The following is a 23,917-nucleotide window of genomic DNA, read 5'->3' on the forward strand; positions in this document are numbered from 1 at the left end:
CTGCCCACGGCGGCCAATCGCCAGCCCGCCTTCGCGATGTACCGGCGCGCGCCCGGCAAGCCGACGCACGAACCGTTCGGGATCGGGGTGCTCCGGGTCCAGGACGGCGCGGTCGCCGAAATCGCGACCTTCCTCCAGCCGCAGGTGTTCGCCTCCTTTGCCCTGCCCACAGCGCTGCGGCGCCAGGCCGACGGCAGCCCCAGGGCCCACTGATGGACGCCGAGGAGCGGATCGCCTTCCTCGGCACGCGCTGGAACCGCCCGAGCGGCGTCAGGCGTCGATCGGACGCAGCACCGCGTAGTACGCGAACGGCGGACCGTACAGCCGGGCGACCCGCAGCCCGGCTCCCTCCGCCAGGCTGATCAGCGAGGAGGGCCGGATCTGATGCCGGTCGAAGAACTCGCCGACCACCAGCCGCCCGAACGGCTTCAGCACCCGGCGCAGCTCGGCCAGCGTACGCGCCGGATCCGGGATCTCGCCCAGCGCCGTCACCAGATAAGCCGCATCGAACGAGCCATCCGCAAAAGCAAGTTCATGTGCGTCGGCGCAGTTCGGCACGATGTTGTCGACGCCCTGCTCCTTGGCCCGGCGGCCCACGTGGTCGAGCATCTCCTGCTGGATGTCCACGATGTCCAGCTGGCCGCTCGGGCCCAGCTGCGGTGCGACGTGCAGCGACTGCAGGCCGGTTCCGGGGCCTATCTCCAGGATCCTCTCGCCCTCCCGGGCCTGCAGCACGTGGTCCAGACGCTTCAGAGTCAGGAACGGCAGCGGCAGGTCGAGCAGCCAGCGCTGAGAGTACGGGTACGGCGCGGAGTCGGTGAACCACCAGGTGGCGACGGTGGCGGCAGCGCCCGCGCCGATCAATACCCGCGAATGCCTCATAATTTCTCCCCAAATGTCCGATTGGGCCATCGAAGCAGCTCTGATGGTCAATCAGTTGTGTTTGTGTGCAATCTGCTTGCGCCAGCGCCGACTCTGTCGGCAGTCGACCCGAGCGGGCCGAACGAACCACCCGTGGACCGCCGTTGCGGCAGGCCGGGGACTTCCCGAAACGGACCGGACCGCAAGCGCCGATCACGTCACGAGCTCTTCCGCTCAGTGGCCCGGCCGAGGGAAGGCCCGGGTCGCGAGAACCGCGCAGGCCATTGCCAGCGGCAACTCGGCGAAGACCGCCATCAGCACCGCCAGCTTGAAGTCCGAACCCGGGGCAGCCGTCATGGTGTCGAACCAGGCGTCGACCAGCAGCAGGGCCGAGGTCGCGGCGGAGGTCAGGCAGGCCCGGCAGTCGCCGCGCCTGAGGAGCAGTCCGGTGGAGAGCAGGCCGAGCGCCTCAAAGCTGTCCAGACCCGTCCACGTCCAGGCCCAGTGCGAGGCCTGAGCGGTGGCCGGCAGCCCGGTGCGCAGGAAGACCAGCCAGGGAATCATCGCCAGCCCGAGCACGGTGAGGACCGTGGCCGCCCGGCGAAGCAGCAGGGGGAACGTCGAAGCAGCCGCGGCCTTCGGAAGGATCCGCGGGACACCGGAGCCCGAACCGGCGTCCACGCGGACCGGACCGAGCGAATGAACGCCGGTCAGCTGGGTGCTCGCCATGACACCTGACTCCCTCCCGTGCCCGCCCCTCGGGCACAACATCAGCATGTCGTTCGGGCGCGCCCGAGGCAGTAGCGCTCCTATCCGACTTGATGGTGGTGCTAGGTACACCTTCCGCATCCGGCGACACTGCGAGGAGGAGCTCCACTGCCGGAAGCGGTTGTGGACAGTCGACCAGGCACCGAACTTCCGGGGCGTCTCACGCCACTGGCTGCCGCTCTTGAAGTGCCATATCACGCCCTCGAACTGCTGGCGCAGCCGTTCGGGGTACGGGCCGTACTCGCCTACCGGCAGGTACGGTTCGATGAACTCCCACTCTGCATCGGATAGTTGAACTCGCGTCACGGAACACGGACTACCGGGTCAGACCGCGCCGCGAGGGCAACCGGCCACCGACGCTACGACCCGCTGGGCGCGCTGACCGTGACCGGCGGCCTTCTGCCATGACGCGGAGGGCGGGGCGTCGACCTGCCGCGCCGCGGCTTCGACACCGCCGATGCCGAGTTCCGCCTCGAACCAGGTGCTGAGACCTACCTCTGATCGGCCGGCAGGTTCTGGCGATATGTCAGGGTGTTCATGGGGTGGCCTCGACGAACTCCAGGAGGTTGCCGACCGGGTCCTGGGTGTAGAAGCGGCGGCGCGGTGGCAGGCTCTCGTCCCAGACCACCAGCGCGCCGAGCTCCTCCAGGCGGGCCGCGAAGTCGTCGATCTCGCTGACCGCCAACCCGGGATGGGCCAGGCCTGCATCCGCACCGGCCCGGTGGCCGGCGGGTTCTGGGTAGGCAGGGCGTGCAGGACCGGGCTGTCGAGCGGGCCGGAGGCGATGCGGCCGATGATCCCGGCGAGGGTGGTGCGCAGGCGTCCGGGAGCGGTCGGGATGTGGAATGCGGCGAGGGTGACCATGGGCAACTCACTTCCGTGGAGCAGTCGATGGGCGTACGAGGGCATGACTCGGCCGGGGGCTGATGAATCGGGCTGTCCTGGCGGGGCGTCAGCAGGCGGACGAGTGCGCTGCGGCGCGAGCCAGACGGCGCGCGGCGGGCAGCGGGAGGTCCGCGAAGTCTGCGAGCCAGGTGGCCTGGTGGCCCTGGCGGGCCAGCAGGAATGCCAGGTGCACGCGCGGTTCGCACGCCGAGGCCTTGCTGTTGGCGGTGCCCGAGTGCGGGCAGGTGCCGGGGGCGTCGAGGCGGTAAGCGTGCTCGATCCCGTCGTGCAGGGCCAGCGTGACGCGCGGGCAGGTGTGGCGCTGCCGGTGGGTGGCGGTGCGTGAGGTGCGGTTCATGGGGTGGTGCCCTCCTTCCCCGGGGTGAGGTGATGAGCGAGCAGGGTCTTCAGCGCGCACCACGGCACACCCGGGACGGCGTCAGGCCGTGCGGGAGTGAGGGAGCGTGCGCAGGGAAGGTGGTTACCGCGTGCCGGTGGAGTACGAGGACATGCGGGTGCGGGGCCAGTTGTGGCCCGGACTACTACTGCTCGAATCCATGTCTCTCGCCTCCTTCCGGCCGGGACGCACAGCGGTGCGCCGAATCGACACGGCAAGGAGCGGACCGGCCCGCAAGACCGGTACACCCCAACTCGTCAGAGCTTTGGCACTTCACGGCGTGATCTCCCGTCAGGGAGAAGCCGCCCCCAGCCTCCGGCCGGGAGGTGCCCCCTGGGATCAACCCTTAGGTCGGGAAGATCTGTCCTGAACCTGGGCGTCTCTCGACGTCGTGGGGTCAGTGGCCTGTGTCCGTGAAGACGCCTCACCGAACGAGGTGCCTTTCTAAACCTCTACAAGGCTTAGACCCTCCCCGGCGTCGGCACCGACCATATTTACGCAACCTTGACTCGCCACTGCCTCCGTGACCGCCGTCTCCCACACCGAACTCTCTTGCTCGGCAATGGGTTTGACGGTGACGGACTACCGGGCATCGAAGAGCCGACCTGGACACCCTCAGCACCATGACCGTCTGAGTTCGAGAGCGCCCGCCCCCGGCGCGGAGTTCAGGTGTCGGCCGGCACCGCCACGCAGTCGGTGCAGGTACCGGCCAGCTGCACGGTGTGCTGGACGTCCGCGAAGCCCGATGTCCTGGCGATCTGGTCGGCCCAGGTCTCGACCGGGCCGGACTCCACCGGAACGCTGATGCCGCACTGGCGGCAGATCAGGTAGTGGCGGTGGTCGTCGTCGGGACGGTAGCGGAAGAGCCGCTCGCCGTTGGCGTCGCGGACAACGTCGGCGCGGCCGGCCGCGGCCAGCGCGGTCAGTGTGCGGTAGACGGTGCTGAGGCCCACCCGCGAGCCGGTGGCGAGCAGGCCGGCGTGCAGCAACTGGGCGCTGACGAACTCCTCGCAGCCGACCAGGGCTTGCAGGACCTCGGTGCGCTGCGGCGTGGGCCGTCCGAGCCGTTCGACCTCGCCCGGCGGCGGAGCCGGCGGCGCCGACCAGGTCACGCCGGCACCAGCGGCCCTGCGGTCGAATGCCGCAGCGAGAGCGGAGACTCCCCTGTCGTTCACGTTCTTCCCCCGTTGCGCCATGGTGGTCAGGCCGGCGCCGGCTGGGCGGCCCGGCTGGGGCGGATGAGGAAGGTGGCGGCGTAGACCGCTCCGGCAGTCGCCATGATGGCGAAGCTCGGCGGCAGTTCTGGCCGCTCGGCGCTGAGCAGCAGGCCGCCCCACATGTCGGCGACCGCGAGTGCGGCAGACAGCGCCAGGGCGCGGAAGGGACGGTCGGTGAGGCGGATCGCGGCGCCGGCCGGGGCGGCGAGCAGGCCCAGCAGCAGGAGCGAGCCAACGGCCTGGGTGGCCTCGGCCGCGGTCGCGCCGGCCAGAGCGAGGAAACCGAAGCCGAGCAGGCGCACCGGGACGCCGCGCGCGGCCGCCACGGCCTCGTCCAGGGTGGCGAAGAGCAACGGCCGTGCGATCAGCAACGTCAGCAGGCAGACGAGCACCGCGATGGCCACGGCGACCGCGGCCTGGTCGCCGTGCAGGCCGAAGATCGATCCGAACAGCACGGTGGTGCCCGCGCCGCCCTGGTCGGAGCCGCTGCGGGAGGTGGTGTAGACGGTGAGGAAGAACGCGCCCAGCCCGAGGATCCAGGCGAAGACGCTGCCGATCACCACGTCGTCCGGCCTGCCCCGGCGGCCGAGCCCACCGAACAGCAAGCCCGCCCCGATGGTCGCGGCGAACAGGCCGAGCCGCAGGTCGTACCCGCCGGCCAGGGCCGCCATCGCGCCGGTGAAGGCGACATGGCTGAGCGCGTCACCAGCGAAGATCTGGGCGCGCAGGACCAGGAAGTAGCCCACCAGACCGCAGGCCACCGCGATGAACGTGCCGGCCAGCACGGCGTGTTGGAAGAACGGCTGGCTGAACACGGAACTCATGCGGTACCTCCGATCTGGACGGCCGACCGGGACCGGTCCACCACCTCGCGGGCCCAGCCCAGCAGGTGGGCCAGGACGTAGCCGGCGAAGGCGAAGCCGGTGACGAAGAACCCGAGCGGGTAGGGCTGGTAGTACGCCGCGATCAGTCCGGCCCAGCAGGAACCGAGGGCGAGCAGCACCGACAGCGCCAGGCTCACCGCGGGTCGGGCGGTGAGCCGCTGGGCGGTGGCGGCGGGTATCACCATCAGGGCGAAGACCAGCAGGGTGCCGGTGATCTGGCTGGCCTCAGCGGTCGCCGCGCCCAGCAGCACCAGGAACAGTGTCGACAGCAGACGGACGGGCACACCGCGGCCGGCCGCCACCTCGGGGTCGACGGAGGCGAAGAACAGTGGCCGTCCGATCACCGCCAGCGCCGCGAGCACCAGCATGCCGACCGCCGCCAGCAGTAGTACCTGGCCGGTGGTGATGCCCAGGAAGTCGCCGAAGAGCAACGCCGTCGGTCCCTCCAGCAAGCCCTTGTAGAGGCTGATGAAGAGGAAGCCGCAGGCCAGGGCGAAGGCTTGGACGGTGCCCGTGACAGCGGACTCCTCCGCTCCGGCATCCCGGCCCTTGCGGCCGAGCGCGGCGATGACCAGCGCGGCGGCCACACAGAAGCCGAAGTAGCCGAGCGAGAGGCTGAATCCGGCCAGGGTGGCGAGTGCCGCACCGGGGAAGGCGGCCACCGACAGGGTGTGCCCGGCGAAGGTCTGCCGGCGCAGCACCATGAACCAGCCGACCAACGCGCAGACGACCGAGACCACCAGTCCGGCCCGGAAGGCGTTCACCATGTACAGGTAGGACCACATGTCCTGGAAGTCGGCAGGCAGGTTCCAGGAGAAGACCGGGGACGTGGCGTCAGAGGCCAGCAGCACGACCGGTACCTCGCGTCCCCTGGTCACCGTGGCGGTCGACGTGCAGCGCCGGTGCCTCGGGCTGGCCGACCACGACCAGCCGTCCGTCCGAGGTGCGCAGCACCTCCACGGGCGTGCGGTAGAGCCGGGTCAGCGTGTCGGAGGTGATGACCTCGGCCGGGGTACCGGCGACGGCGCCGCCCTGGGCGATGTAGACCACCTGGTCCAGGTGGTGGAGTATCGGGTTCACGTCGTGGGCGACCATCACCACCGCCACGCTCTCCTGGTGGCAGATCTGCCCGAGCAGTGCGGCGATCGCGCTCTGGTTGGGCAGGTCGAGGCTGTCCAGCGGCTCGTCCAGGAGCAGCACCTTCGGTCGCCGTATCAGCGCCTGGGCGATCAGCAGCCGCTGCTGCTCGCCGCCCGAGCACTGCCCGATCGGCCGGTGGGCGTACGCGGAGGCGCCGACCAGCTCGATGACCTCGGCCACCCTCTCGTGCGCCGCGCGCCGCTTGGCACGGCCCAGGCCTGGAACGGGGACCCCCCACAGATCCCCATCCAGGCCCAGCCGCACCACGTCCACCCCGCGGACGCGCACGCTCGCGTCGAAGCTGCGCCGCTGCGGCAGGTAACCGACGGCCGAGTTGCGGGCGCCGGGTGCGCCGCCGAGCACCCGCACCTCGCCGGCCGCCGGCGGCAGCACTCCGAGCAGCACCTTGACGAGCGTGGACTTGCCCACCCCGTTGGGGCCCAGGACAGCGGTGAACTCCCCTGGCCCCACGGTCAGATCGACACCCGACCACAGAGTCCGCCCGCCCACCCGCACGGCCGCGCCGCGCAGCGACAGCACCGGTTCGCCGCCCGCTGGTGCGGCCTGGTCCTTGTTCGTTCGGACCTCTCCGGTCGGGTGGATGGTCACTTGCCCGTCGCCTGCTTCAGCGCGTTCTCGATGCCCTGCAGCTCCTGGGTCTGCCAGGCCTGGAAGGTGGCGCTCGCGGGGGCGAGGGTCTCGGTGACCTGGGCGACCGGGATGCCCTGGGCCTTGGCCGCGTTCACCTGGGCCACCACGTCCGGGTCGGAGTTCTGGGTGTTGAAGACGTAGATCTTGATCGCCTTGGTGGCGATCTGCTGGTCGATCAGGGTCTTGTCGGCGGCGGTGGGGTCGGTGCCCTCGCTCTCCGCGTCCAGGAACGTCTCCGGGGTGAGCATCTTCAGGCCGACGCTCTCGGCGAGCGGGGTGACGATCGACTCCGAGGCGCCGATCGGGGTGTCCGCGTACTTCGCCCTGATGTCCGACTCCAGCTGGTTGTACTGGGCCAGCGTCTGGGTCTCGAAGGTCTGCTTCTGGGTGTCGAAGTAGGCCGCGTCGCCCGGGTCTATCTTCTGGTAGTCGGCGGTGATCTGGTCGATCACCTTGTACACGCTGTCGTGCGAGTACCACTGGTGCGGGTTGTCGCCCTCCTTCTTGCCCACCAGGTCGCCGACCTTGAGTGCGGTGCGGGCGCTGTTGGGGTTGGCGGCGAGCAGCTTGTCCGACCAGGCGTCGTAGCCGATGCCGTTGGTGATCGCGAAGTCGGCGTTCGCGATCGTGCGGCCGTCGGCGGCGGTGGGCTCGTAGGAGTGCGGGTCGGTGTCCGGGTTGGTGATGATGCTGGCCACCTTGACGTGCTGACCGCCGAGCTGGGTGGCAATGCTGCCCCAGAAGTTCTCCGCCGCCACCACCTGGATCACCTTGCCGCCGGCCGCGCTGGACGAACTCGGCTTCGCCGCCGAGGTGGTGGAGCAGGCACTGGTGGCCGCGAGCCCAGCGACGGCGGCCGCGACGAGCACGAGCCGCGCGGGGTGTCTGCGGACGGAACGGGGAAGGACGGTGCGCATGGTTTCGGGTACTCCTCAGGACTGTGCTCAACAACCGCGTGCGGACCCCGTGTGGAAGGGCCCGTCTCGGTGGACGACACCCACGCTAGTCAGAAATGATTTTCAACACCAGGTCAGCCGAGGCCGAGATGAAAATCATTACCAAACCTTGACCCAGTCGGCCGGTTGATGCGACTTGAGGCTCGCGAGGAGCCTTCTCCGAGTGGCTTCGGAGTGACTTCGCCCTCTTATTGAAAAGCATTATCATTTCGCTTAGGATGGCGTCTTCGCTGAACGGCCTACCTGGACGCGACATGACGGGTCGTCATCAGCCCTCCGCACCATCGCCCTCGCCCGCCCCGACGCCACCGACGCCGAGATCAAGGCTGCCGCCCGCGCCGCCAACGTGCACGAGTTCGTCGACCGCCTGCCGCAGCGCTATCAGACCCGCGTCGGCGAGATCGGCTCCTCGCTCTCCGGCGGCGAGCGCCAGCGGATCTCGATCGCCCGGGCCATCCTCAAGGACGCTCCCGTCGTGCTCCTCGACGAGCCGACCGCCGCCCTGGACACCGAGTCGGAGGTGGTGGTGCAGCAGGCCATCGACCGCCTGGTCGTCGGCCGGACCGTGGTCGTCATCGCCCACCGGCTCTCCACCGTGGTCGGGGTGGACCAGATCCTCGTGGCCGACGGCGGCCGGATCGTCCAATGCGGCACCCACGCCGAGCTGCTGGCCGCTCCCGAGGGCCGCTACGCCAGGATGTGGGCGACCCAGCTGGCGGCGCGCAGCTGGCACCTCTGACGGACGGATCGCCACGTCGGAGGTGCCAGCCGGCGTTCGGGAGCGGGTTACTTCTTGGTGTGGTGGTGGATCGCCTCCCCGACGTGCAGTTCGTCCTGCGGCTTTCCGGCGAGCTTCGGCAGGACGTGGGTGCCGAACGGGTCGGTGATCGTCACGGCGTTGCCGTCGTGGCGCACCTGGTGCGGCGAGCCCTTGGCGTAGCCCGCGAGTTCCGCACCCAGGGCCGGGGTCGAGTTGCTCACCACGCCGAAGCCGCCGGAGGGCAGCGTCAGGCTGGTCGAGGTAGCGCCGATCGTGGTGAAGTCGGACTGCTCACCGGCGTAGGCCGTGCCGAAGCTGCCGGCGCCGGTGACGATGGTGCCGGCGGGCACGGTGACCGGGACGCTGGTGCCGGACGGGCCCTGCACGGTGACCACGCCGCCCTGCACGTAGGCGCTGACCGAGCCGGCGGTCTGGGTCTGCTGCCAGGCGGTCTGGTTCTTCATGACGGTTCCGCTGTCCGTGAGGGTCTGGTCGACCGCCGGGGTGTCGGCCGCGAACCAGGTGCGGTAGGTGGACAGGATGCTGCTCAGGGTCTGCAGCGCCAGCCGGTCGTTGGTCAGGTTCGACTGGTGCATGAAGAACGGGCGCGGGTCGTTGGACAGCACGTACCCGAGGGTGATCTGGGTCTGCAGCGGCAGGACGTAGCTGGACCAGCCGGTGGTCAGGTCCAGCGGCGCGATGCACGTCGTGGTCGCCGGGTTGATCTCGCAGTTCCCGCTGCCGCCACTCGCCTTGGAACCGTAGAGCCAGTTGTACTCGCTCACCTCGTCGGCCTGGGTGGAGACGTTGTAGAACACGTTGATCGGGTGGCGCGGGGTGCCCAGCGCCGAGCCGATCTGGCGCTGACCGCTCTCACGCGAGGCGTCGACGCCGAGCCACTGGATGTTGTTCTGGGTCAGCGCCGCCAGGAAGTTGGGGTTGTCGCTCGGCTGCTGCGGCAGCATGACCGTGCCCGAGTGCTCACCCGCGACCAGCTCGTTGGGCCGGAACGGCAGTCCGTTGGCCTGGCCGAACTGGATGTTCTGGGCGATCTGGGAGCTGATGTCGGCCTGGCTGTCGTAGAGGATGTTGCCCGAGGCGTCGGTCTGGCACTTCCACGGGATCACCGAGAAGTCCTGCACGCAGCCCAGGAAGGTGTGGTCGTAGGTGTGGTTGAGCCACCAGAAGCTGTTCTTGTTCGCCAGCAGTGCGGTGGTCAGCGGGTCGACACCCTGCGCGTTCTGGAAGTCCACGCTGGGACCGCCGTTGAACAGGAAGTCCAGCTGGTAGTTGTTCTGCTGCTCCCAGGTGACGGCGTTGGTCACGTCGGCGGGGGTCATCCGGATCGGCGTGGTGGCCGGCACGCCTGGCGCGCAGTCACCCTCACCCGGCGTGCACTTGCCGCTTTGGCTCCACTGGGAGTTGGCGTTGAACAGGTCGTCGATGTGGGCGGAGAAGAAGTTGCGCCAGTAGCCCAGGTGGACACCCCTGGTCACCCAGTCCACGATGCCGTGCGCCAGCAGGTGGAACTGCTGCTGGTAGTAGTTGTAGGCGAAGTTGAGCACCAACTGCTCGCGCCCGCCGCTGGTGTAGACCCCGGCGAGTGTGCCCTGCGTCGAGGTGCCGGGCACCGTCTCGGTGAGGAAGGGCTCGAAGTGCGAGCCGGTGGCCGGGTTGTCGGCCATCGGCGTGGGCAGGTAGCCGTAGGAGCCACTGCCGCCCGCCGTGCCCTCGAACGCCACCGGCCCGTTGAGGTAGCGGAACGCGTCGGCCCGGGCGGACGCGGTCACGGTGGCGGTGGTCCCGTCCAGCGAACCGGCCCACTGCGCGGTGTTCAGACCGACGTTGGCGCTGGGCCACACGTAGGAGTCGACCTGCCGCACGTGGTAGGCCACTTCGTAGCTTGCCAGGGAGGCCAGCTCCGCCGCGGAGAGCTGTGACGGTGCGTCGCTCGGCAGCACGACACCCTCGAAGTGGCCGTGCGGCGTGCCGTCGGGCAGCGTGTCGGCCAGGAAGGCGCCGGTGATGATGGCCCGGTTGGCGCTGGTGAGGTCGACCACGGTGGTCGGGACGCCCTCGGAGGCCAACTGGGCCTGGATCGCCTCGTCCCACGGGTTGCCGTCGGTGACCACCAGAACGTTCAGGTCCACGCGGGAGGTCGCGGCCGAAGCCGGCGTGATGGTGGCCAGACCGATCACCACGGTCGCGACGGCCAGCCCGACGAACGGCAGGGAGCGGAACATACCGCCGCCCCCTGTAGTGCTTTTCTTGCGTCTCATGGAAGCCGATACTGCCGGGCCCGAAGGGCGCGCGTCTCAATCTCCATACAACGGTGACCAAAGAGCAGGGGATTTCTCAGGATTGCCCTGACGCGGCGCCATGTCTATGTCATCAATGTGAGCAGGAGGACACATTCTGTTGAATGTCCGCAGCGCTCGGGTGCGCGCTGGCCAGCGCGTTTGCGCAGACCCACAGGCCGAACGGGACGAGCCGGGCGCGCAATCCACGGGTATTCGAACGAATTTCCTCGCCAGTCGGCGGGGTGATTGACAGTCAGACTGACAATGATTCTCACTGATCCCGTGCCCGGTCATCGGGATTTCCCGGCGCGTTATCCAATGAGGCCGTCCGGCAGCGGCCACGCCGCCACCCGCCCCTCGTAGTCGGCGATCACCAGGGTGCGCGGGCCGGCCCAGGCCAACGCGGTGACCGGTTCGGGCAGTTCGCTCACCGATGCGGGGTTGACCCGGGTACCGGGGCGGCCGGAGTCGGCGCGCCAGAAGGCGACGGCGCCCTCGGTGCCCGCGCTGGCGAGTATCGCGTCGCCACCGGGTCGCCAGGCGAGCGCGGTGATGGTCTCGTGGGCGCGCAGCGAGCGCGGGCTGGTGCCGGCCGGGCCCTTGCCGGAGAAGTCCCAGACGGTGAGGTCGGGGGCGCCGTCGGAGGCCAGCCAGCGGCCGGTGTCGTCGAAGGCGAGGCGGGCGATCTTCTCGGGGTAGCCCTGCATCGTGAGGTCGTTGCCGTCCCTGGTGCGCCAGATGTGGATGCTGGCGTCCTGGTTGCCGGTGCAGATCCACCGACCGTTGGGGTTGAGCGCCAGGGCGAGGTGGGAGCCGAGGTACTTGTACTCGGTCACCGGCTTGTCGGTGTGCCGTTCGTGGCAGCGGACGCCGCCGTAGGCGGAGCTGGCGAGGCGTCGGCCCTCGCGCAGCCAGGCCAGGTCGGTGACGGTGCTCGGCGCGAGGTCCGTGCCCCACTGCTGGGCGCCGTCCGTGTCCAGGACCAGGGCGCGACGGCCGGAGGCGACCGCGAACCGGTCGGGTGCGGCCCACCGCACGGCGTTGGACCAGGCGCCGGTCTCCGACAGCAGGATGCGGCCGTCCGAGCGCCGCCACAGGCCGTAGCCGGTCGGCCCGACGAAGGCCAGGTGAGCAGCGCCCGGGGAGAATTCGAGGGCGAGCAGGCCGCCGGCCAGGGTCACGGTGCCGACCGGCTTGCCGGTGGCGGCCTCCAGGATCCAGGCCGTGCCGGCCGCCCCGGCGATCGCGACCAGGTCAGCTTCGGTGGCCACGGCGACCGGCGCGTCGTCGACGGTCGCGGTCCACAGCGCGGAGGTGGTGGCGGTCGTCATGCGCGGTCTCCCACAGGCGAGTTGGCGGCAAGGCAGGCGGCGAAGTCAGCGTTGAGGGCGTCGCGGTCGAGATTGCGGCCGATGAACACCAGGCGGTTGCGGCGGGTCTCGCCGTCCCGCCAGGCACGCCCGTTCTCGCCCTCCAGCAGCATGTGGACGCCCTGGAAGACGTACTGCTGCTCGGATCCGGCGATGGCGAGGATGCCCTTGGAGCGGAAGATGTCGACGCCCTTGGTGCGCAGCAGCTGGCCGAGCCAGCGGTTGAGGCGCCCCTCGTCGAGGTCACCGGGCAGGTCGATGCCGACCGAGGTGACGGTGGTGTCGTGCTGGTGCTCGGTCTCGGTGAGGAAGGCCGGGTCGCCCTCCAACACCCGGTCGAGGTCGAAGGCGTGGACGTCCAGGATCTTCTCCAGCTCGACCTTGGCCTGCTGGGCGCGGATGACCTCCACCGGGGTGTTGATCGCCCGGATCCGGGCAGTGACCTCGGTGAGCCGGTCCTCGCTGACCAGGTCGGTCTTGTTGAGGACGATCTTGTCGGCGAAGGCGATCTGCTCCACCGCCTCGTTCTCGACGCCTTCCGGCTTGACCTCGTTGAGGTGGTCGAGGACGTGCGCGGCGTCGACCAGGGTGACGATTGCGTCGAGGCGCAGCTGCGAGGAGATCTCGTCGTCCATGAAGAACGTCTGCGCGACGGGGGCCGGGTCGGCCAGGCCGGTGGTCTCGATGACGATGCGGTCGAACTTCTCCCGACGGCGCATCAGGGCGCCGAGGATGCGGATCAGGTCTCCTCGCACGGTGCAGCAGATGCAGCCGTTGTTCATCTCGAAGATCTCTTCCTCGGAGTCGAGGACCAGAGCGTCGTCGACACCGACCTCGCCGAACTCGTTCTCGATGACGGCGATCCGCAGGCCGTGCTGCTCGGTGAGGATGCGGTTGAGCAGGGTGGTCTTGCCCGAGCCGAGGAAGCCTGTCAGCACGGTGACGGGGACGCGGGTGTCCTGGGTCTCGCCCGCCGCCTCGTCCGCTGCCTCGGCTGCGCCGGTCTCGGCGTCCGCGATGCTGGCCGCAGTGGTCATTTCTCGTCTCCTTCGGAGGTCGTCGGGGGCTCGGCCAGGGCGGCTGCGAGCAGGTCGGGCGTGATCTGGTCGACGGGGTGGTGGAGCGTCCAGCGCCGAGTGCCGCCGGAGGGCGGGAGCACGGCGACGACGGTCTCGACGGGTGGGCAGCCGGGTTCGGTGCAGTCGAGCTGCCGGATCAGGACGATGTCCTCGTCCGTCAGGGTGAGGAGGTGGCGGGTGTGGTTCTTGAGCGCGGTCAGCTGGGCGGCCTGACGCGGGGGTGCTGGCCTGGGCATGGCGGGTCTTCCTTCGGGCAGGGCAGTGGACGGCGGCGGCCTGGCCCTCAGGACTTGGGGGTCAGCAGGCCCCGCTCGTATGCGCGGACCAGGTTGCGCGGCACGAGCTGCTCGCTGCCGTCGAGGGTGATCGGCACCAGCTGGGGTGCGGTCGCCTTCCACTGGGCACGGCGGTGCCTGGTGTTGCTGCGGGACATCTTGCGCTTGGGTACGGCCATGTGAGGTTCCTTCTCGGTGTGGTGGGTTATGCGTGGGCGTGGGCATCCTGAAGGAGGTGCTCGTCCCACTCCGGGAACGGGTCCTCCAACGCCGTCCAGGCGTGCGGGCCGGCAGCGTGCTCGGCACCGCATGGTTCAGTTCACGGGTTCGAGCAGCTCGTCGAAGGCGTCCGGCAGGGCCTTCCAGCCCGGCTCGCCGGCCGCGAGTTCGGCGTCGGTGAGCAGGCAGGAGTCGAGCAGCTCGGTGATCCCGTCGACGTCCAACCCTTGGGCGGTGAAACTCAGTTGCTGCACCCGGTCGCCGTGGACGGGGTGCCAGTCGAGGGCGGCGGCGGCCCGGCGCTGCGGCGGGTAGAGATCCCAGCGGGCGTCCGGCAGGGTGGCCAGCCAGGGGCCGCACTCCTCCACTGCCAGGTTGGCTCCGGCCGCGTCCCAAGCCAGCATCAGCTCGGGGCGGTTGGCGAGCCAGAAGCGGCCGCGGCTGCGCTGGGCGGCCGGGACGAGCTGGTCGAGTGCCTCGTACAGCCGCCCCGGGTGCAGCGGTTGGCGGCGCTCCCACACCAGGGTGGCCACGCCGCCCTCGTCGGCGGCCTGCGGGAGTTGGGCCAGCGCCGGGTTGACCCGGTCGCGGGCGGCCGCCACGTCGAAGCCGGCCCGCGCGGCCGCGGCGAGCGCGCCGACGCCGAGCCGCACCACACGGGCGGTCGGGCGCAGTTGGCGCAGCATTGCCAGTCCGGCGTGCAACTCCTCGCTGCCGGAGGCCTCCTGGGGGACGGTGATGGCCAACACGTTGGCGTACTCGACCTGGTGGGCCAGCGCTTCGGCCAGCGTGCGTTCGTCGTCGGCGCAGGTGTGCAGGAGGCGGTCGTGGAGTGCGTCGGAGACCGAAAGATCCGGCACGGTCCGCAGCGGGTCCACCGCGGTGACCACGCCGACGACCTCGACGAAGTCCTCCAGGCTGTGGCCTTCGGCCTCGCCGCCGGCGATCAGTTCGGTGAGCGGGTGGAGGTCGCTGCCGCCCCACATCTCGACCACCGCCAGACGGTGGCGGCCGGCTCGGGCGATGCGCAGGAGCTCGGGCAGCAGGTCCTCGCGCAGGGCGCAGCACGGGCAGTCGTTGGTGAGCGGCACGTGGGCCTCACCCAGCGGGCCCGACGTGTCCCAGACCCCCCGGTGCACCTTGCCCTCTCCCGCGCGGGTCAGGTCGTGGTGCAGGACCACCGCGCCCTCGCAGTCGGCGAGCAGTTCCAGGACGGCCTGACGGCGCTCGGCCTCGTGGAGGCCGCCGACCACCACCACGGGCAGCAGGCTGGGGGACATGGGTCTTCCTTTCCGACGTGAATGGGGGGGTCGCGCCCCGGGCCGCACAGCCCGGGAGGGCCCGCGCGACACGGGACGCGACCGGTTCATGGGGCTGCTACCAGCTGGACTTGCGCACACCGGGGAGGAATCCGGCGTGGGCCTGGTTGCGCACGCTGATCCGGGACAGCCCGAAGGCGCGCAGGTAGCCGCGCGGGCGGCCGTCGACGGCGTCGCGGTTGCGGATGCGGGTGGCGCTGGCGTCGCGTGGCTGGCGCTGCAACTCGGCCTGGGCGGCGAGGCGTTCCTCGGCCGAGGTGGCGGGCGAGGCGATCACGCGCTTGAGTTCGGCGCGGCGCTCGGCGTACCGGGCGACGACCGTCCGGCGCTGCTCGTTCTTGGCGATCTTGCTGCGCTTGGCCATCAGACCTTCTCCCCTCGGGCCCGCAGCCGGGCGACGGTCTTCTCGATGCCGAGCTTGTCGACGGTCTTGATCCCCTTGGTGCTGAGCGTCAGCCGGACGAACCGGCGCTCGCTCGGCAGCCAGTAGCGCTTGGTCTGGACGTTGGGGTCGAACCGGCGCCTGGTGCGGCGGTGCGAGTGCGAGATGGCGTTGCCGAACCCGGGCTTGCGGCCGGTGAGCTGGCAGTGGGCGGACATGGCGACTCCGAATGGCAGGAGGAGAGCGACAGCGAACGCGGCGGCACACGGGAATAGCACCGCTGCCGCGAAGCGTTGGCCTGACACTACACTAGATGAAAACGACAACCATTACTCTATAGTCGGCTCACGCCCAGGCTCACGCCCAGGCTGACGCCCCTCCGACGCGCCAGAGAGGACACCCCCATGGCCCGCAACGAACTGCGCCCGATCATCAAGCTCCGGTCGACCGCAGGCACCGGCTACACCTACGTCACCCGCAAGAACCGCCGCAACGACCCCGACCGCCTGGTCCTGCGCAAGTACGACCCGGTCGCCCGCGCGCACGTCGACTTCCGCGAAGAGCGCTGACCAACACCCCCGACAGGAGAGATCCACCATGAAGCCCGGAATCCACCCCACCTACCGTCCCGTCGTCTTCCGCGACAACGTCGGCGGCCTCACCTTCCTCACACGATCCACCGCCACCAGCACCCGCACCATCGAGTGGGAGGACGGCAACACCTACCCCGTCATCGACGTCGAGATCTCCTCCGCCAGCCACCCCTTCTACACCGGCAACGCCCGCGTGGTGGACACCGCCGGCCGCGTCGAGCGCTTCCAGCGCCGCTACGGCCTCACCAGCACCGGACGCTGACGACACGTCAGGAGAAGTGAGATGAACCCGCAGGGCGAGCCGCGGCCGCTCCCCGTCACCGTGCTCGGCGGCCTCGCCACCGGCGTCCGCGACTGCGTCGCCGACCTGGCACGCATCGAGATCCCGGGGCTGGCCGTCCTCGCCGTGCGGGCCACCCCCGACGGCGGGACGGTCTTCTGGCGGCTCTACGAGCGCTCCGGGCCGGTGGACAGCGGCGAGCTGAGACCGTCACACCCCTGCTCACCGCGCCTGCTGCCCTCGGCGATCCTCCCCGTCCTGCTGCGCCTGGCCCGCGCCGGCCGCGTCCGGCACCTGCTGCTCACGCTTCCGCCAGGCATGCAGGCCGACCTGGTCGCGCTCGGCCTGGCGCACGGGCACGCCCAGGGACAGGCCCTCGCCGACCACCTGCGCATCGACACCGTCGCCGTCGCGGTCGATCTCTCCCGCCTCCAGGACGACCTCGACAGCGGCGACCAACTCGCCGACCACGGGTTGGCCCTGGGCCCGGACGACCGGCGCACGCTGGCCGAGACGGCCGCCCACCACCTGGAGAGCGCCGACGCCGTGGTGACCGCCAGCGGGAGCGACCCGGATCCCGCCACCTCCGCGCGCGCCGTCGCACTGCTACGCCACCTCGCCCCGCGCAGCTCGGCGGCCCACATCTGCCACGATCTCCTGACCGGCGCACTCGCGGTCTCCGACATCTCGGCACTGATCGGCGGCCGCCGCTTCGACGCCGACCGGGTCTGGGACCGGCACGGGCCGCTGCCCGCCCCTCGACAACCACTCGGCCCGCAGTACGGCGTGCGCTCCACCCGCTGGTCCTCCCGGCGGCCGATGCACGCCAGGCGACTGCACGACTCGCTCGCGCAGATCAGCGCGGGCGTCATCCGCGGACGCGGGCACCTGTGGCTCGCCAACCGACCCCACTCCATCTACCGGTGGGAATCCGCCGGCGAGCACCTCTTCATCCAGACCGCCGGCAGCTGGCTACCGGAGCAGGACGACGGCAAGCAGTGGCAGGGCGCATCGGCCGAGCGCCGCGCCCTGGCCGCCCTGTACTGGGACCCGTACTACGGCGAGCGCCGCTGCGAACTCACCTTCACCGGCATCGACCTCGACGTCCCCGCCCTGCACGAGCTGCTGAACAGCTGCCTGCTCACCGACACCGAACTGTCCCTGGGCGCGCACCGATGGCACCAGTGCGACGATCCCTTCGCCGACGCTTTCGGCGCCGACCTCCCGCCGCACTGACGCCAAGCCTCGTGCTACTCCTGGGTGTGCCGGATCGCGTCCAGGACGATGTGGGCGACGTGTTCGTCGGTGAGGGAGTACTCGACCTCACGGGCCTGGCGATGGGCGGAGACGATACGGGACGAACGCAGAACCCGCAGATGCTGCGAGACCAGCGGCTGACTCACGCCGAGGGCCGTCACCAGCTCATGGACCCGCTTGCTACCACCGGCCAGCTCACGCACGATGCCCACCCGGACCGGCGAGGCCAGCGCGCGCAACAGGTCGCTGGCGGCGTCAAGGTCCGGTATGGGCTCGTCTCTCGGGGAAGTCGTCGTCACATGCACAAGTTAACATGTGACAACGACTTCCAGTTTCCAGCGCCAGGGTCGCGCGGTGACGGCGATCCGTCAGTGGTCGTCCCAGTGGCCGTCGTGGGACGCGTGACGGTGTCCGTCGTGAACGAAGTCCGTGTGATCCCCGTGCGGCACAGCGACGTGGCCACAGCCCGCGCCGTGCTGGTGCTCATGCCCTTCGTGGGCCACATGTCCGGCGGTGACGCACTCGTCGACGTGATCCCCGTGCACCCGGTGCAGGTGGGCGTCGTGGGCGTAGTCGACGTGGTCCCCGTGCGGCACGGCGACGTGGCCGCAGCCTTCACCGTGGGTGTGCGTGTGGCCGTCGTGCGCAAGGTGATCGACAGCAGTGGACATGCACTTGCCTCCTTGTTCGATGCCTGACACAACAAGACATTAGCATATGCCAATGCCTGCATGTGTCAGCCTTGAGGCCGCAGCAAACGCGCATGCATCGACGCCCGCCCCTGACCTCGGAGGTCAGGAGCGGGCGTCCGCCGTGCTGCGCTGTTCCTGGGGGAACTCAGTACTGCGTGGCCACGGTGACTCCGCTGAAGGCGGTGGCGGCGTAGAGGCTGATGTACCAAGTAGTCAGAGCTGCTGCACACGAGGTGAGTTCGTTCCGGTGCGAGGAACATCCACAAGCTTGCTCCCCACTCGGCGTCGGCCGCCGGGATACACGGGAGCCTGACCGTCAGCGTCTCACCAAGACCATGGACGCGACAGCTCTTCCTGAATTCAGGATTCCGTGTATCGTCTGGGTGTGCTGACTCTTGCTTCCGAAGTCGAGGTGCTGGTGCGGTTCGGCCGCGCCCTCGCCGATCCGATCCGCTGCCGGCTGCTGCTCGTCCTGCGCGAGGCCCCGGCCCACCCCTCCGACCTGGCCGAACGACTCGGGATCTCCCGCACCCGGCTGTCGAACCACCTGGCCTGCCTGCGCGACTGCGGCCTGGTCGTCGCCGTGCCGGTCGGCCGCCGCACCCGGTACGAACTCGCCGACCCCCGGCTCGGGCACGCATTGGACGACCTGCGCACCGCAGTGGTGGCCGTCGAAACGGACCGCGCCTGCACGGAGGCCGACCAGAAGAACTGCTGCTGAGATGGCCACCATCGCCGTGAACCCTTCGCAGGCCCGCCGGGACGTCCTCGCGCGACGAGTACGCCTGCTGGTGGCCGCCACGATCACGTACAACGTGGTCGAGGCCGCAGTCGCCCTCACCGCCGGAGCCCGCGGCTCCTCCACCGCGCTGATCGGCTTCGGACTGGACTCGGTCATCGAGGTCTCCTCCGCTGCCGCCGTGGCCTGGCAGTTCTCGGCTCAGGACCACGCGGCACGCGAGGCCCGGGAGAAGACCACCCTGCGGATCATCGCCGTCTCGTTCTTCGCGCTCGCCGCCTACGTGGCCGCGGACTCCGCCCGCGCGCTCACCGGATCCGGCGAGGCCCGCCATTCCCTGCCCGGCATCGTCCTGGCCGCCGTGTCACTGGCCGTGATGCCCGTCCTGTCCACCGCACAGCGCCGGGCCGGACGCGAACTCGGCTCCGCCAGCGCGGTCGCCGACTCCAGGCAGTCCCTGCTGTGCACGTACCTGTCCGCCGTGCTGCTGGCCGGCCTGCTCGCCAACACCCTGCTCGGCTGGTCGTGGGCCGACCCCGCCGCAGCCCTGGCCGTCGCCGCGGTGGCGGTCAAGGAGGGCCGGGACGCCTGGCGCGGCAATACCTGCTGCACCATCCCGGTGCCCACCCCCAGCAGCGGCGCCACCGACGCCTGCGGCTGCCGCCCCGGCTGCGACTGCTGCACGTGACTGGTTCGCTCACCGTCCGGCGTTCCCAAGGGCGGCGAGGATTGCGCGGTCCTACGCCCCGGCGGGCTGAGCGTGCACATGCTGCCGCGGCGTCGACCAACAATGCGCGTACAGGAATGATGCCCTCCTCCGCCTCCGCGCGTGGGGCGCCGTAGCGTAGTGCTGTCCCCCGCGGTTGTCCCGGTCCGCCCCCGTCGAATCCCGAGGTAGGCAGTAGTGATGTCCACACCGCACCCCGCGCTCGCGGATCTGCCCGGCGTCTGGCGGCGCACGCTCGTTCGCGAGGCGGACGGCTCGACGGACCGCGTCACCGCCGTCCTCTGGGTCCAAGGACCCGCCCTGTTCGGGGACCTCCGTCGGCCGCCCGGGCTGGACGAGGTGGTTGGGCGGGCGCCCCTGGCGGAGCTGGACCGTCCGCAGCTGCTGGCGCTGTGCGCACAGAAGGCGTTCGCCGGCACCCTGGAGCAGGACGGCCCCCGGTTCAGCTGGGTCCGCCGGATCGACCTGCACCCGTCGGCACCGCTGCCCGACGCCGGCACCCTGCACTGGGCGGACGGCATGCTGGTCGAGGAGGGCCTGCACGAGGCGTACCTGGAGCACTGGGAGCCCGTCGAGCGGAACCCGGACGGCGCCACGGCGGCCGCGCTGCTGGACGATCCGGCGGAGGGCCGCACGGGCGTGCTGGTCCGAGCGGGCTCCTGGTTCTGCTACGCCCGGGACCGGTCCACCCCGCTGCCCACGTCGCAGGTCCCGCTCGTCGAGCAGGTCCGCGGCTGCACCGACCGGGCGCAGGCGGCCGCGCTGCTGGACTGCGAGGTGTCGATCGGCCGGGTCCACGCCGACCGCTGGGAGATCGTCAGCTCCACCCTGCCGCAACGCATCGGGGTCCAACTGCGGCCCGAACTGAACCGCGACGGCGGCGGACTGCGGATCAACGACACCGATCCGCACGGCCGGACCCACCCGCGCGACTGGCAGCTGGCGGAGGTCGAGGGCCCGGTGCAGCTGTTGGCGGGGTGAACAGCAACGGCCGGCGACTCAGTCCCCGGCACCGCCGGATGCCCAGGGCGCCGGGTGGGGCGCGAAGTTGGGACGCGCCCGGGTGGGCTCGTACCGGCGCTGCCAGACCGGTGTGGTGGAGCCGCTGGTGGCCGGGACGATGGCGGACCAGTCGGCCGGGCAGTCGCGTCCGCTCTTGCGCTCGCGCTCCTCGTGCCGCACGAACTGCTTGGTGGCGAAGTGGTGGTCGATGATGGACACGCCGGCCCGGTCGTACGAGTGCAGCACGGCCGCCGTGAGTTCCAGCAGCGCGCGGTCCCGCCACAGCGTGCGGTCGCGGCTGGTGTCCAGGCCCAAACCCCGGGCCACTTCGGGGAGTTTGTCGTAGCGGTTGGTGTCGGACAGGTTGCGGGCGCCGATCTCGGTGCAGGTGTACCAGGCGCTGAACGGTGCCAAGGGGTAGCGCAGGCCGCCCAGTTCGAGGATCTGGTCGGAGATCGTCGGAAAGGCGTGCCAGCGCAGACCCAGCCGCTCGAACCAGGGGTGGTCGGGATGGCTGATCCGCACCTCGGGTACCGCGTCCGGCGGCAGGTCGAACCACCGGGGTTCGCGTCCCGGCCACTGCACGACCAGCGGCAGCACGTCGTACTCGGTGCCCCGGCTCCGCCAACCGAGCCGCTGGACGGCCTCGGTGAACTCCACCGAGGCGGGGTCGCCCAGCACGGACCCATCATCCCGCCGGTAGCCGGCGTAGCGGATGAGCTGGCCGTTCCAGACCCGCGGTCCAGGCCGGTCGGGCTCGCTGGGGGCGAACACGCTCAGCAGCAGCCTCACCTTCCCGCCGTTCCAGGCCAGCCGCAGATGCTCCACCAGCGCCTCGAACAGGGCTCCCTCGTCGCCGCCCGCACCGCCGGCCTCGCGGCAGTCCCGGACCTCCAGCCCCTTCCAGTAGAACTTGCCGATGCACTGCGGGTTGTTCCGCCAGGCGATCCGGCTGCCGAGCAGGAGTTCCTCCGCACTCTGCCGGTAGGTACCCGTCGCGGCCAGCTCCCCGGCTATCTCCCGGCCCCGGTGCTGCGCCGCCTCGGCCGACAGATGGCCCTCGGCCGCGAGTTGGCGCACCAGTTCTGCTGCCTCGGCCGCCCCCGACTCCGTGGCCGGTGGTACGTACAGAGGTGAAGTCGTCACGATGAGCCCCCTGATATCAACGATGAAGGAAGGCAACCCAGTTCACGCGCACGTAACATCTGCCGGCAGTCGAACGCTACGCCGCGCCGGGTCCGCTGCAAACAGCACCGCCGCCGCTTTGACAGAACCCATTCGCGCGCTTGTCGCTCTGCGTCGCATGCAGGCCAGCTACCCGGAGGGTCGGCGTCCGCTTTGGAGTGGCCGCCATGCCCTGGCTCGCCGCTCTTCGTGACACCGCCCGTGCAGGGCTGCAACTGGACCGCACCCTGACCAACCCGAAGCGTGCGCTGCGCGGTGCGCTCGCGGTCGCGCTGGTGCTCTTCCCCACCCTGGCCCTGGGCGGTCCGCGGCTTGCCACCTCGGCCGCGATGGGCGCCTTCATCGCCGGGACCGCCACCTTCGGCTCGCCGACGCGTATGCCTCGCTCGGCGACTACGCGCGACGGCTGCGCGAGGACCCGACCACGTCCGTCGACCCGGAGCCATTGATGGTGGCGCGGCACGCCTCCGAGCTCACCCCGTGGCAGGACCGCCACCGGTCGGCCGAGCTGCACGGACTGCGCGGTCTCGCCGAGCAGATGCGGCCCGCCCTGACGGCGATCGCGGACCCCAGGATCGGCGCTCCCGCCGAGGGACCCGACCTGGACCGGGCCCGCGAACTGCTGGCCGCGGCCGCCGAGGTACTGGACGCCCTCGCCCACGCGATCCGGGTCGGCGACCCGCTGCGGCTGCCCCGCTCGGCGTCCTCGCTGACCCTGGCTCCGCGCACCGAGGACCCGATGCTGCACGGGCCCGCCCGGCTGGCGGCGGCCCGGCTGACCACGCTGCTCGGACGGGCCGTCGACACCCTCGACCGCACCTCCCCCGACACCCTCAGCACCCCGGTGGTCGGCTCGGCGGGAACGCTGCTGCGTCCCTCGCTGTTCGGCATGATCCCGCTGGTGCTGCGAGCGGTGCGCGGCCAGTTCCGCCCCGGCTCGGCGGTGCTGCGACACGCCGTACGGCTGGCGACGGTGGTGACCGTGGCCGACCTGGTCGGACGGCTGGCCGGTTTCCGGCACGGCTACTGGGCGCCCCTGACGGCGGCGATGGTGATCCGCCCGGACTTCGCGCAGACCTTCAGCCGCGGGGTGGCCCGGCTGGCGGGGACCGCGGCCGGGGTGGCGCTGGCCACTGCGGCGGTGCAGCTGCTGCACCCCGGCGAGTGGCTGTCGGCGGCACTCGCCGTCACCTGCAGCGGGCCGAGACCGAACCGGTGCCCGAGTCGGTCAGAACGCTGTCGGCCAAGCAACTGGAGAAGGCCCGCGCCGCGGTCGGACTGCTCAGCCGGACGGGCATGCTGCTGGAGGCCCACCTCCCCGGGCAGGACGCGCAACCGGTCCCGGGGGCCGAGGAGTTCACCGCCGCGCTCACCGACGCGACCGCCGTCGCGTCCACCGCGGTGCTGACCGGGCAGCCGATCGACTTCACCAGGCTGCGGGCCGAGCACGGGAGTTGGGACAGGCAGTTGCGCGAACTGCACGACGCCGTCGCGGCTGCGGACTCCGGCGAACAGCTGGAGGTCGTCCGAGCCGCGGCCCAGCTGCTGATGCAGGCCCTGGACGACCTGGAACGGGCCGTGCGGCGCACAAAGGTGGCGCGCCTCCCCGACAGGCACCAGGTGCCAGAAACGTGTTAAGGGTTGCCCGCTCGATCCGCGGAGCCCCGCTCGCACAGACTGACGGCGAGACCCTGCGCCGGGGCACGGGTGCCCGGACGGGCAGAAGATCACGGCGCTCCGTCAGGGAGCCGTCAAGGTCCCTGGGCCGAGACCTGCGGGCGCCCCTAGCATCCGAGGGACCGTCTCTCCTCCGCAGACGAACGTCATCTCACCCAATGATCGGGGCACTTCAGCATGCGCGCTTCCTCCCGCCGGACGAACACACCCACCCAACGCGTCGTCGCCGGCACCCTGCTGTCGGCCCTGGCGGTGGCCGGCCTGATGGCCGTACCGCAGCAGGCATCGGCCTACGACTGCTC

29 protein-coding genes, 2 pseudogenes and 1 riboswitch are annotated in these 23,917 nt (G+C 70.7%); of the genes and pseudogenes, 11 read left to right on the plus strand and 20 right to left on the minus strand.

Translation table 11 applies throughout. The features are described from left to right. Nucleotides 1–213, plus strand: a pseudogene (locus tag P3T37_RS36400) (hypothetical protein); the annotation flags it as partial. Nucleotides 214–270: 57 nt separating this feature from the next. Here the strand turns inward: P3T37_RS36400 and P3T37_RS36405 are convergent. The 9 genes and pseudogenes from P3T37_RS36405 to P3T37_RS36445 all read right to left on the minus strand — a co-directional run bounded on the left by P3T37_RS36405 (nucleotide 271) and on the right by P3T37_RS36445 (nucleotide 7,720). Beyond that, nucleotides 271–882, minus strand: coding sequence for a methyltransferase domain-containing protein (locus P3T37_RS36405; RefSeq protein ID WP_280728261.1), 612 nt, complete (start codon nucleotides 880–882; stop codon nucleotides 271–273). 213 nt (nucleotides 883–1,095) lie between these two features. Then, nucleotides 1,096–1,935: a transposase gene (locus P3T37_RS36410; RefSeq protein ID WP_280728262.1), complete on the minus strand. Its 840-nt coding sequence runs from the start codon at nucleotides 1,933–1,935 to the stop codon at nucleotides 1,096–1,098. A 229-nt stretch (nucleotides 1,936–2,164) separates the two neighbouring features. Next, nucleotides 2,165–2,326: pseudogene (locus tag P3T37_RS36415) on the minus strand (glyoxalase); the annotation flags it as partial. A gap of 255 nt (nucleotides 2,327–2,581) precedes the next feature. Next, nucleotides 2,582–2,872, minus strand: a complete 291-nt coding sequence (locus tag P3T37_RS36420; RefSeq protein ID WP_280728263.1) for a hypothetical protein — start codon at nucleotides 2,870–2,872, stop codon at nucleotides 2,582–2,584. A 280-nt stretch (nucleotides 2,873–3,152) separates the two neighbouring features. Further along, a riboswitch (M-box (ykoK) riboswitch) is annotated at nucleotides 3,153–3,354 on the minus strand. Nucleotides 3,355–3,576: 222 nt separating this feature from the next. Continuing rightward, complete coding sequence (locus tag P3T37_RS36425; protein WP_348533319.1) at nucleotides 3,577–4,086, minus strand: Fur family transcriptional regulator; 510 nt, start codon at nucleotides 4,084–4,086, stop codon at nucleotides 3,577–3,579. Nucleotides 4,087–4,112: 26 nt separating this feature from the next. Next, a complete protein-coding gene (locus tag P3T37_RS36430) occupies nucleotides 4,113–4,952 on the minus strand; it encodes an iron chelate uptake ABC transporter family permease subunit (protein WP_280728264.1) in 840 nt (279 codons plus the stop codon). Further along, entirely contained in the window at nucleotides 4,949–5,863 is a 915-nt protein-coding gene (locus tag P3T37_RS36435; protein WP_280728265.1) for a metal ABC transporter permease, read from the minus strand. Before P3T37_RS36435 ends, P3T37_RS36430 begins: the two co-directional genes overlap by 4 nt. Then, nucleotides 5,847–6,761, minus strand: a complete 915-nt coding sequence (locus P3T37_RS36440; RefSeq protein WP_280728266.1) for a metal ABC transporter ATP-binding protein — start codon at nucleotides 6,759–6,761, stop codon at nucleotides 5,847–5,849. The genes P3T37_RS36435 and P3T37_RS36440 overlap by 17 nt, the downstream gene beginning before the upstream one ends. Further along, on the minus strand, nucleotides 6,758–7,720 hold the full coding sequence (locus tag P3T37_RS36445) for a zinc ABC transporter substrate-binding protein (RefSeq protein WP_280728267.1): 963 nt from the start codon (nucleotides 7,718–7,720) through the stop codon (nucleotides 6,758–6,760). The genes P3T37_RS36440 and P3T37_RS36445 overlap by 4 nt, the downstream gene beginning before the upstream one ends. A 358-nt stretch (nucleotides 7,721–8,078) precedes the next feature. On the opposite strand from P3T37_RS36445, the gene P3T37_RS36450 reads away from it, so the two are divergent. Further along, nucleotides 8,079–8,498, plus strand: coding sequence for an ATP-binding cassette domain-containing protein (locus P3T37_RS36450; RefSeq protein ID WP_348533320.1), 420 nt, complete (start codon nucleotides 8,079–8,081; stop codon nucleotides 8,496–8,498). A gap of 47 nt (nucleotides 8,499–8,545) precedes the next feature. On the opposite strand, the gene P3T37_RS36455 is transcribed toward P3T37_RS36450, so the two are convergent. The 8 genes from P3T37_RS36455 to rpmB form a co-directional block, all read right to left on the minus strand. Continuing rightward, nucleotides 8,546–10,762 carry a hypothetical protein gene (locus P3T37_RS36455; RefSeq protein ID WP_280728268.1) on the minus strand — a complete coding sequence of 739 codons (2,217 nt, stop codon included), beginning with the start codon at nucleotides 10,760–10,762 and terminating at the stop codon, nucleotides 8,546–8,548. Between the two features lie 368 nt (nucleotides 10,763–11,130). Beyond that, nucleotides 11,131–12,150 carry a hypothetical protein gene (locus tag P3T37_RS36460; protein ID WP_280728269.1) on the minus strand — a complete coding sequence of 340 codons (1,020 nt, stop codon included), beginning with the start codon at nucleotides 12,148–12,150 and terminating at the stop codon, nucleotides 11,131–11,133. Beyond that, entirely contained in the window at nucleotides 12,147–13,226 is a 1,080-nt protein-coding gene (locus P3T37_RS36465) for a GTP-binding protein (protein ID WP_280728270.1), read from the minus strand. Before P3T37_RS36465 ends, P3T37_RS36460 begins: the two co-directional genes overlap by 4 nt. Further along, nucleotides 13,223–13,504 carry a hypothetical protein gene (locus P3T37_RS36470; RefSeq protein ID WP_280728271.1) on the minus strand — a complete coding sequence of 94 codons (282 nt, stop codon included), beginning with the start codon at nucleotides 13,502–13,504 and terminating at the stop codon, nucleotides 13,223–13,225. Before P3T37_RS36470 ends, P3T37_RS36465 begins: the two co-directional genes overlap by 4 nt. A gap of 47 nt (nucleotides 13,505–13,551) precedes the next feature. Beyond that, nucleotides 13,552–13,722, minus strand: coding sequence for a 50S ribosomal protein L32 (gene rpmF / locus P3T37_RS36475; protein WP_280728272.1), 171 nt, complete (start codon nucleotides 13,720–13,722; stop codon nucleotides 13,552–13,554). 135 nt (nucleotides 13,723–13,857) lie between these two features. Beyond that, nucleotides 13,858–15,042, minus strand: a complete 1,185-nt coding sequence (locus P3T37_RS36480; RefSeq protein WP_280728273.1) for a GTP-binding protein — start codon at nucleotides 15,040–15,042, stop codon at nucleotides 13,858–13,860. Nucleotides 15,043–15,139: 97 nt separating this feature from the next. Further along, a complete protein-coding gene (gene rpsN, locus P3T37_RS36485; RefSeq protein WP_280728274.1) occupies nucleotides 15,140–15,445 on the minus strand; it encodes a 30S ribosomal protein S14 in 306 nt (101 codons plus the stop codon). Further along, a complete protein-coding gene (gene rpmB / locus P3T37_RS36490) occupies nucleotides 15,445–15,681 on the minus strand; it encodes a 50S ribosomal protein L28 (protein ID WP_280728275.1) in 237 nt (78 codons plus the stop codon). Before rpmB ends, rpsN begins: the two co-directional genes overlap by 1 nt. Before the next feature lie 186 nt (nucleotides 15,682–15,867). Between rpmB and rpmG the strand changes: the two genes are divergently transcribed. Genes rpmG through P3T37_RS36505 form a run of 3 tightly spaced genes read left to right on the plus strand, consistent with a single transcriptional unit; the run spans nucleotide 15,868 to nucleotide 17,572 of the window. Then, entirely contained in the window at nucleotides 15,868–16,032 is a 165-nt protein-coding gene (gene rpmG, locus P3T37_RS36495; protein ID WP_280728276.1) for a 50S ribosomal protein L33, read from the plus strand. 28 nt (nucleotides 16,033–16,060) lie between these two features. Then, nucleotides 16,061–16,318 (plus strand): type B 50S ribosomal protein L31, encoded by a 258-nt coding sequence (locus P3T37_RS36500; protein WP_280728277.1) that lies wholly within the window; start codon nucleotides 16,061–16,063, stop codon nucleotides 16,316–16,318. Nucleotides 16,319–16,339: 21 nt separating this feature from the next. Beyond that, nucleotides 16,340–17,572: a GTP-binding protein gene (locus tag P3T37_RS36505; RefSeq protein ID WP_280728278.1), complete on the plus strand. Its 1,233-nt coding sequence runs from the start codon at nucleotides 16,340–16,342 to the stop codon at nucleotides 17,570–17,572. 14 nt (nucleotides 17,573–17,586) lie between these two features. Here the strand turns inward: P3T37_RS36505 and P3T37_RS36510 are convergent, their stop codons facing one another. Beyond that, nucleotides 17,587–17,892 (minus strand): metalloregulator ArsR/SmtB family transcription factor, encoded by a 306-nt coding sequence (locus P3T37_RS36510; protein ID WP_280728279.1) that lies wholly within the window; start codon nucleotides 17,890–17,892, stop codon nucleotides 17,587–17,589. Nucleotides 17,893–17,961: 69 nt separating this feature from the next. Next, the gene (locus tag P3T37_RS36515) at nucleotides 17,962–18,264 is read right to left on the minus strand and encodes a hypothetical protein (RefSeq protein WP_280728280.1); all 303 of its coding nucleotides are present in this window, start codon (nucleotides 18,262–18,264) and stop codon (nucleotides 17,962–17,964) included. Between the two features lie 406 nt (nucleotides 18,265–18,670). Between P3T37_RS36515 and P3T37_RS36520 the strand changes: the two genes are divergently transcribed. From P3T37_RS36520 to P3T37_RS36530, 3 genes are all read left to right on the plus strand, one after another. Beyond that, nucleotides 18,671–19,006: a metalloregulator ArsR/SmtB family transcription factor gene (locus tag P3T37_RS36520; RefSeq protein WP_280728281.1), complete on the plus strand. Its 336-nt coding sequence runs from the start codon at nucleotides 18,671–18,673 to the stop codon at nucleotides 19,004–19,006. Nucleotide 19,007: 1 nt separating this feature from the next. Then, entirely contained in the window at nucleotides 19,008–19,712 is a 705-nt protein-coding gene (locus tag P3T37_RS36525; protein ID WP_280728282.1) for a cation transporter, read from the plus strand. 219 nt (nucleotides 19,713–19,931) lie between these two features. Beyond that, nucleotides 19,932–20,732, plus strand: coding sequence for a hypothetical protein (locus P3T37_RS36530; RefSeq protein WP_280728283.1), 801 nt, complete (start codon nucleotides 19,932–19,934; stop codon nucleotides 20,730–20,732). Nucleotides 20,733–20,750: 18 nt separating this feature from the next. Here the strand turns inward: P3T37_RS36530 and P3T37_RS36535 are convergent, their stop codons facing one another. Then, nucleotides 20,751–21,899 carry a nitric oxide synthase oxygenase gene (locus tag P3T37_RS36535; protein WP_280728284.1) on the minus strand — a complete coding sequence of 383 codons (1,149 nt, stop codon included), beginning with the start codon at nucleotides 21,897–21,899 and terminating at the stop codon, nucleotides 20,751–20,753. Between the two features lie 206 nt (nucleotides 21,900–22,105). Between P3T37_RS36535 and P3T37_RS36540 the strand changes: the two genes are divergently transcribed. The 3 genes from P3T37_RS36540 to P3T37_RS36550 are packed head-to-tail and all read left to right on the plus strand — an operon-like array spanning nucleotide 22,106 to nucleotide 23,576. Next, on the plus strand, nucleotides 22,106–22,387 hold the full coding sequence (locus P3T37_RS36540; protein ID WP_280728285.1) for a hypothetical protein: 282 nt from the start codon (nucleotides 22,106–22,108) through the stop codon (nucleotides 22,385–22,387). Next, nucleotides 22,387–23,346, plus strand: coding sequence for an FUSC family protein (locus tag P3T37_RS36545; RefSeq protein ID WP_280728286.1), 960 nt, complete (start codon nucleotides 22,387–22,389; stop codon nucleotides 23,344–23,346). Before P3T37_RS36540 ends, P3T37_RS36545 begins: the two co-directional genes overlap by 1 nt. Continuing rightward, nucleotides 23,340–23,576: a hypothetical protein gene (locus P3T37_RS36550; protein WP_280728287.1), complete on the plus strand. Its 237-nt coding sequence runs from the start codon at nucleotides 23,340–23,342 to the stop codon at nucleotides 23,574–23,576. Before P3T37_RS36545 ends, P3T37_RS36550 begins: the two co-directional genes overlap by 7 nt. The last annotated feature ends 341 nt before the right edge of the window (nucleotides 23,577–23,917 follow it).

The organism is Kitasatospora sp. MAA4, from assembly GCF_029893355.1.
Classification (GTDB): domain Bacteria; phylum Actinomycetota; class Actinomycetes; order Streptomycetales; family Streptomycetaceae; genus Kitasatospora.

Bases quoted from the DNA above. Each gene is read 5' to 3' on its own strand.
- P3T37_RS36405 (WP_280728261.1), bottom strand. From the start codon at position 882: ATGAGGCATTCGCGGGTATTGATCGGCGCGGGCGCTGCCGCCACCGTC.
- P3T37_RS36420 (WP_280728263.1), bottom strand. From the start codon at position 2,872: ATGAACCGCACCTCACGCACCGCCACCCACCGGCAGCGCCACACCTGC.
- P3T37_RS36430 (WP_280728264.1), bottom strand. From the start codon at position 4,952: ATGAGTTCCGTGTTCAGCCAGCCGTTCTTCCAACACGCCGTGCTGGCC.
- P3T37_RS36445 (WP_280728267.1), bottom strand. From the start codon at position 7,720: ATGCGCACCGTCCTTCCCCGTTCCGTCCGCAGACACCCCGCGCGGCTC.
- P3T37_RS36455 (WP_280728268.1), bottom strand. From the start codon at position 10,762: ATGTTCCGCTCCCTGCCGTTCGTCGGGCTGGCCGTCGCGACCGTGGTG.
- P3T37_RS36460 (WP_280728269.1), bottom strand. From the start codon at position 12,150: ATGACGACCGCCACCACCTCCGCGCTGTGGACCGCGACCGTCGACGAC.
- P3T37_RS36465 (WP_280728270.1), bottom strand. From the start codon at position 13,226: ATGACCACTGCGGCCAGCATCGCGGACGCCGAGACCGGCGCAGCCGAG.
- P3T37_RS36470 (WP_280728271.1), bottom strand. From the start codon at position 13,504: ATGCCCAGGCCAGCACCCCCGCGTCAGGCCGCCCAGCTGACCGCGCTC.
- rpmF (WP_280728272.1), bottom strand. From the start codon at position 13,722: ATGGCCGTACCCAAGCGCAAGATGTCCCGCAGCAACACCAGGCACCGC.
- P3T37_RS36480 (WP_280728273.1), bottom strand. From the start codon at position 15,042: ATGTCCCCCAGCCTGCTGCCCGTGGTGGTGGTCGGCGGCCTCCACGAG.
- rpsN (WP_280728274.1), bottom strand. From the start codon at position 15,445: ATGGCCAAGCGCAGCAAGATCGCCAAGAACGAGCAGCGCCGGACGGTC.
- rpmB (WP_280728275.1), bottom strand. From the start codon at position 15,681: ATGTCCGCCCACTGCCAGCTCACCGGCCGCAAGCCCGGGTTCGGCAAC.
- rpmG (WP_280728276.1), top strand. From the start codon at position 15,868: ATGGCCCGCAACGAACTGCGCCCGATCATCAAGCTCCGGTCGACCGCA.
- P3T37_RS36500 (WP_280728277.1), top strand. From the start codon at position 16,061: ATGAAGCCCGGAATCCACCCCACCTACCGTCCCGTCGTCTTCCGCGAC.
- P3T37_RS36505 (WP_280728278.1), top strand. From the start codon at position 16,340: ATGAACCCGCAGGGCGAGCCGCGGCCGCTCCCCGTCACCGTGCTCGGC.
- P3T37_RS36515 (WP_280728280.1), bottom strand. From the start codon at position 18,264: ATGTCCACTGCTGTCGATCACCTTGCGCACGACGGCCACACGCACACC.
- P3T37_RS36525 (WP_280728282.1), top strand. From the start codon at position 19,008: ATGGCCACCATCGCCGTGAACCCTTCGCAGGCCCGCCGGGACGTCCTC.
- P3T37_RS36530 (WP_280728283.1), top strand. From the start codon at position 19,932: ATGTCCACACCGCACCCCGCGCTCGCGGATCTGCCCGGCGTCTGGCGG.
- P3T37_RS36540 (WP_280728285.1), top strand. From the start codon at position 22,106: ATGCCCTGGCTCGCCGCTCTTCGTGACACCGCCCGTGCAGGGCTGCAA.
- P3T37_RS36545 (WP_280728286.1), top strand. From the start codon at position 22,387: ATGGTGGCGCGGCACGCCTCCGAGCTCACCCCGTGGCAGGACCGCCAC.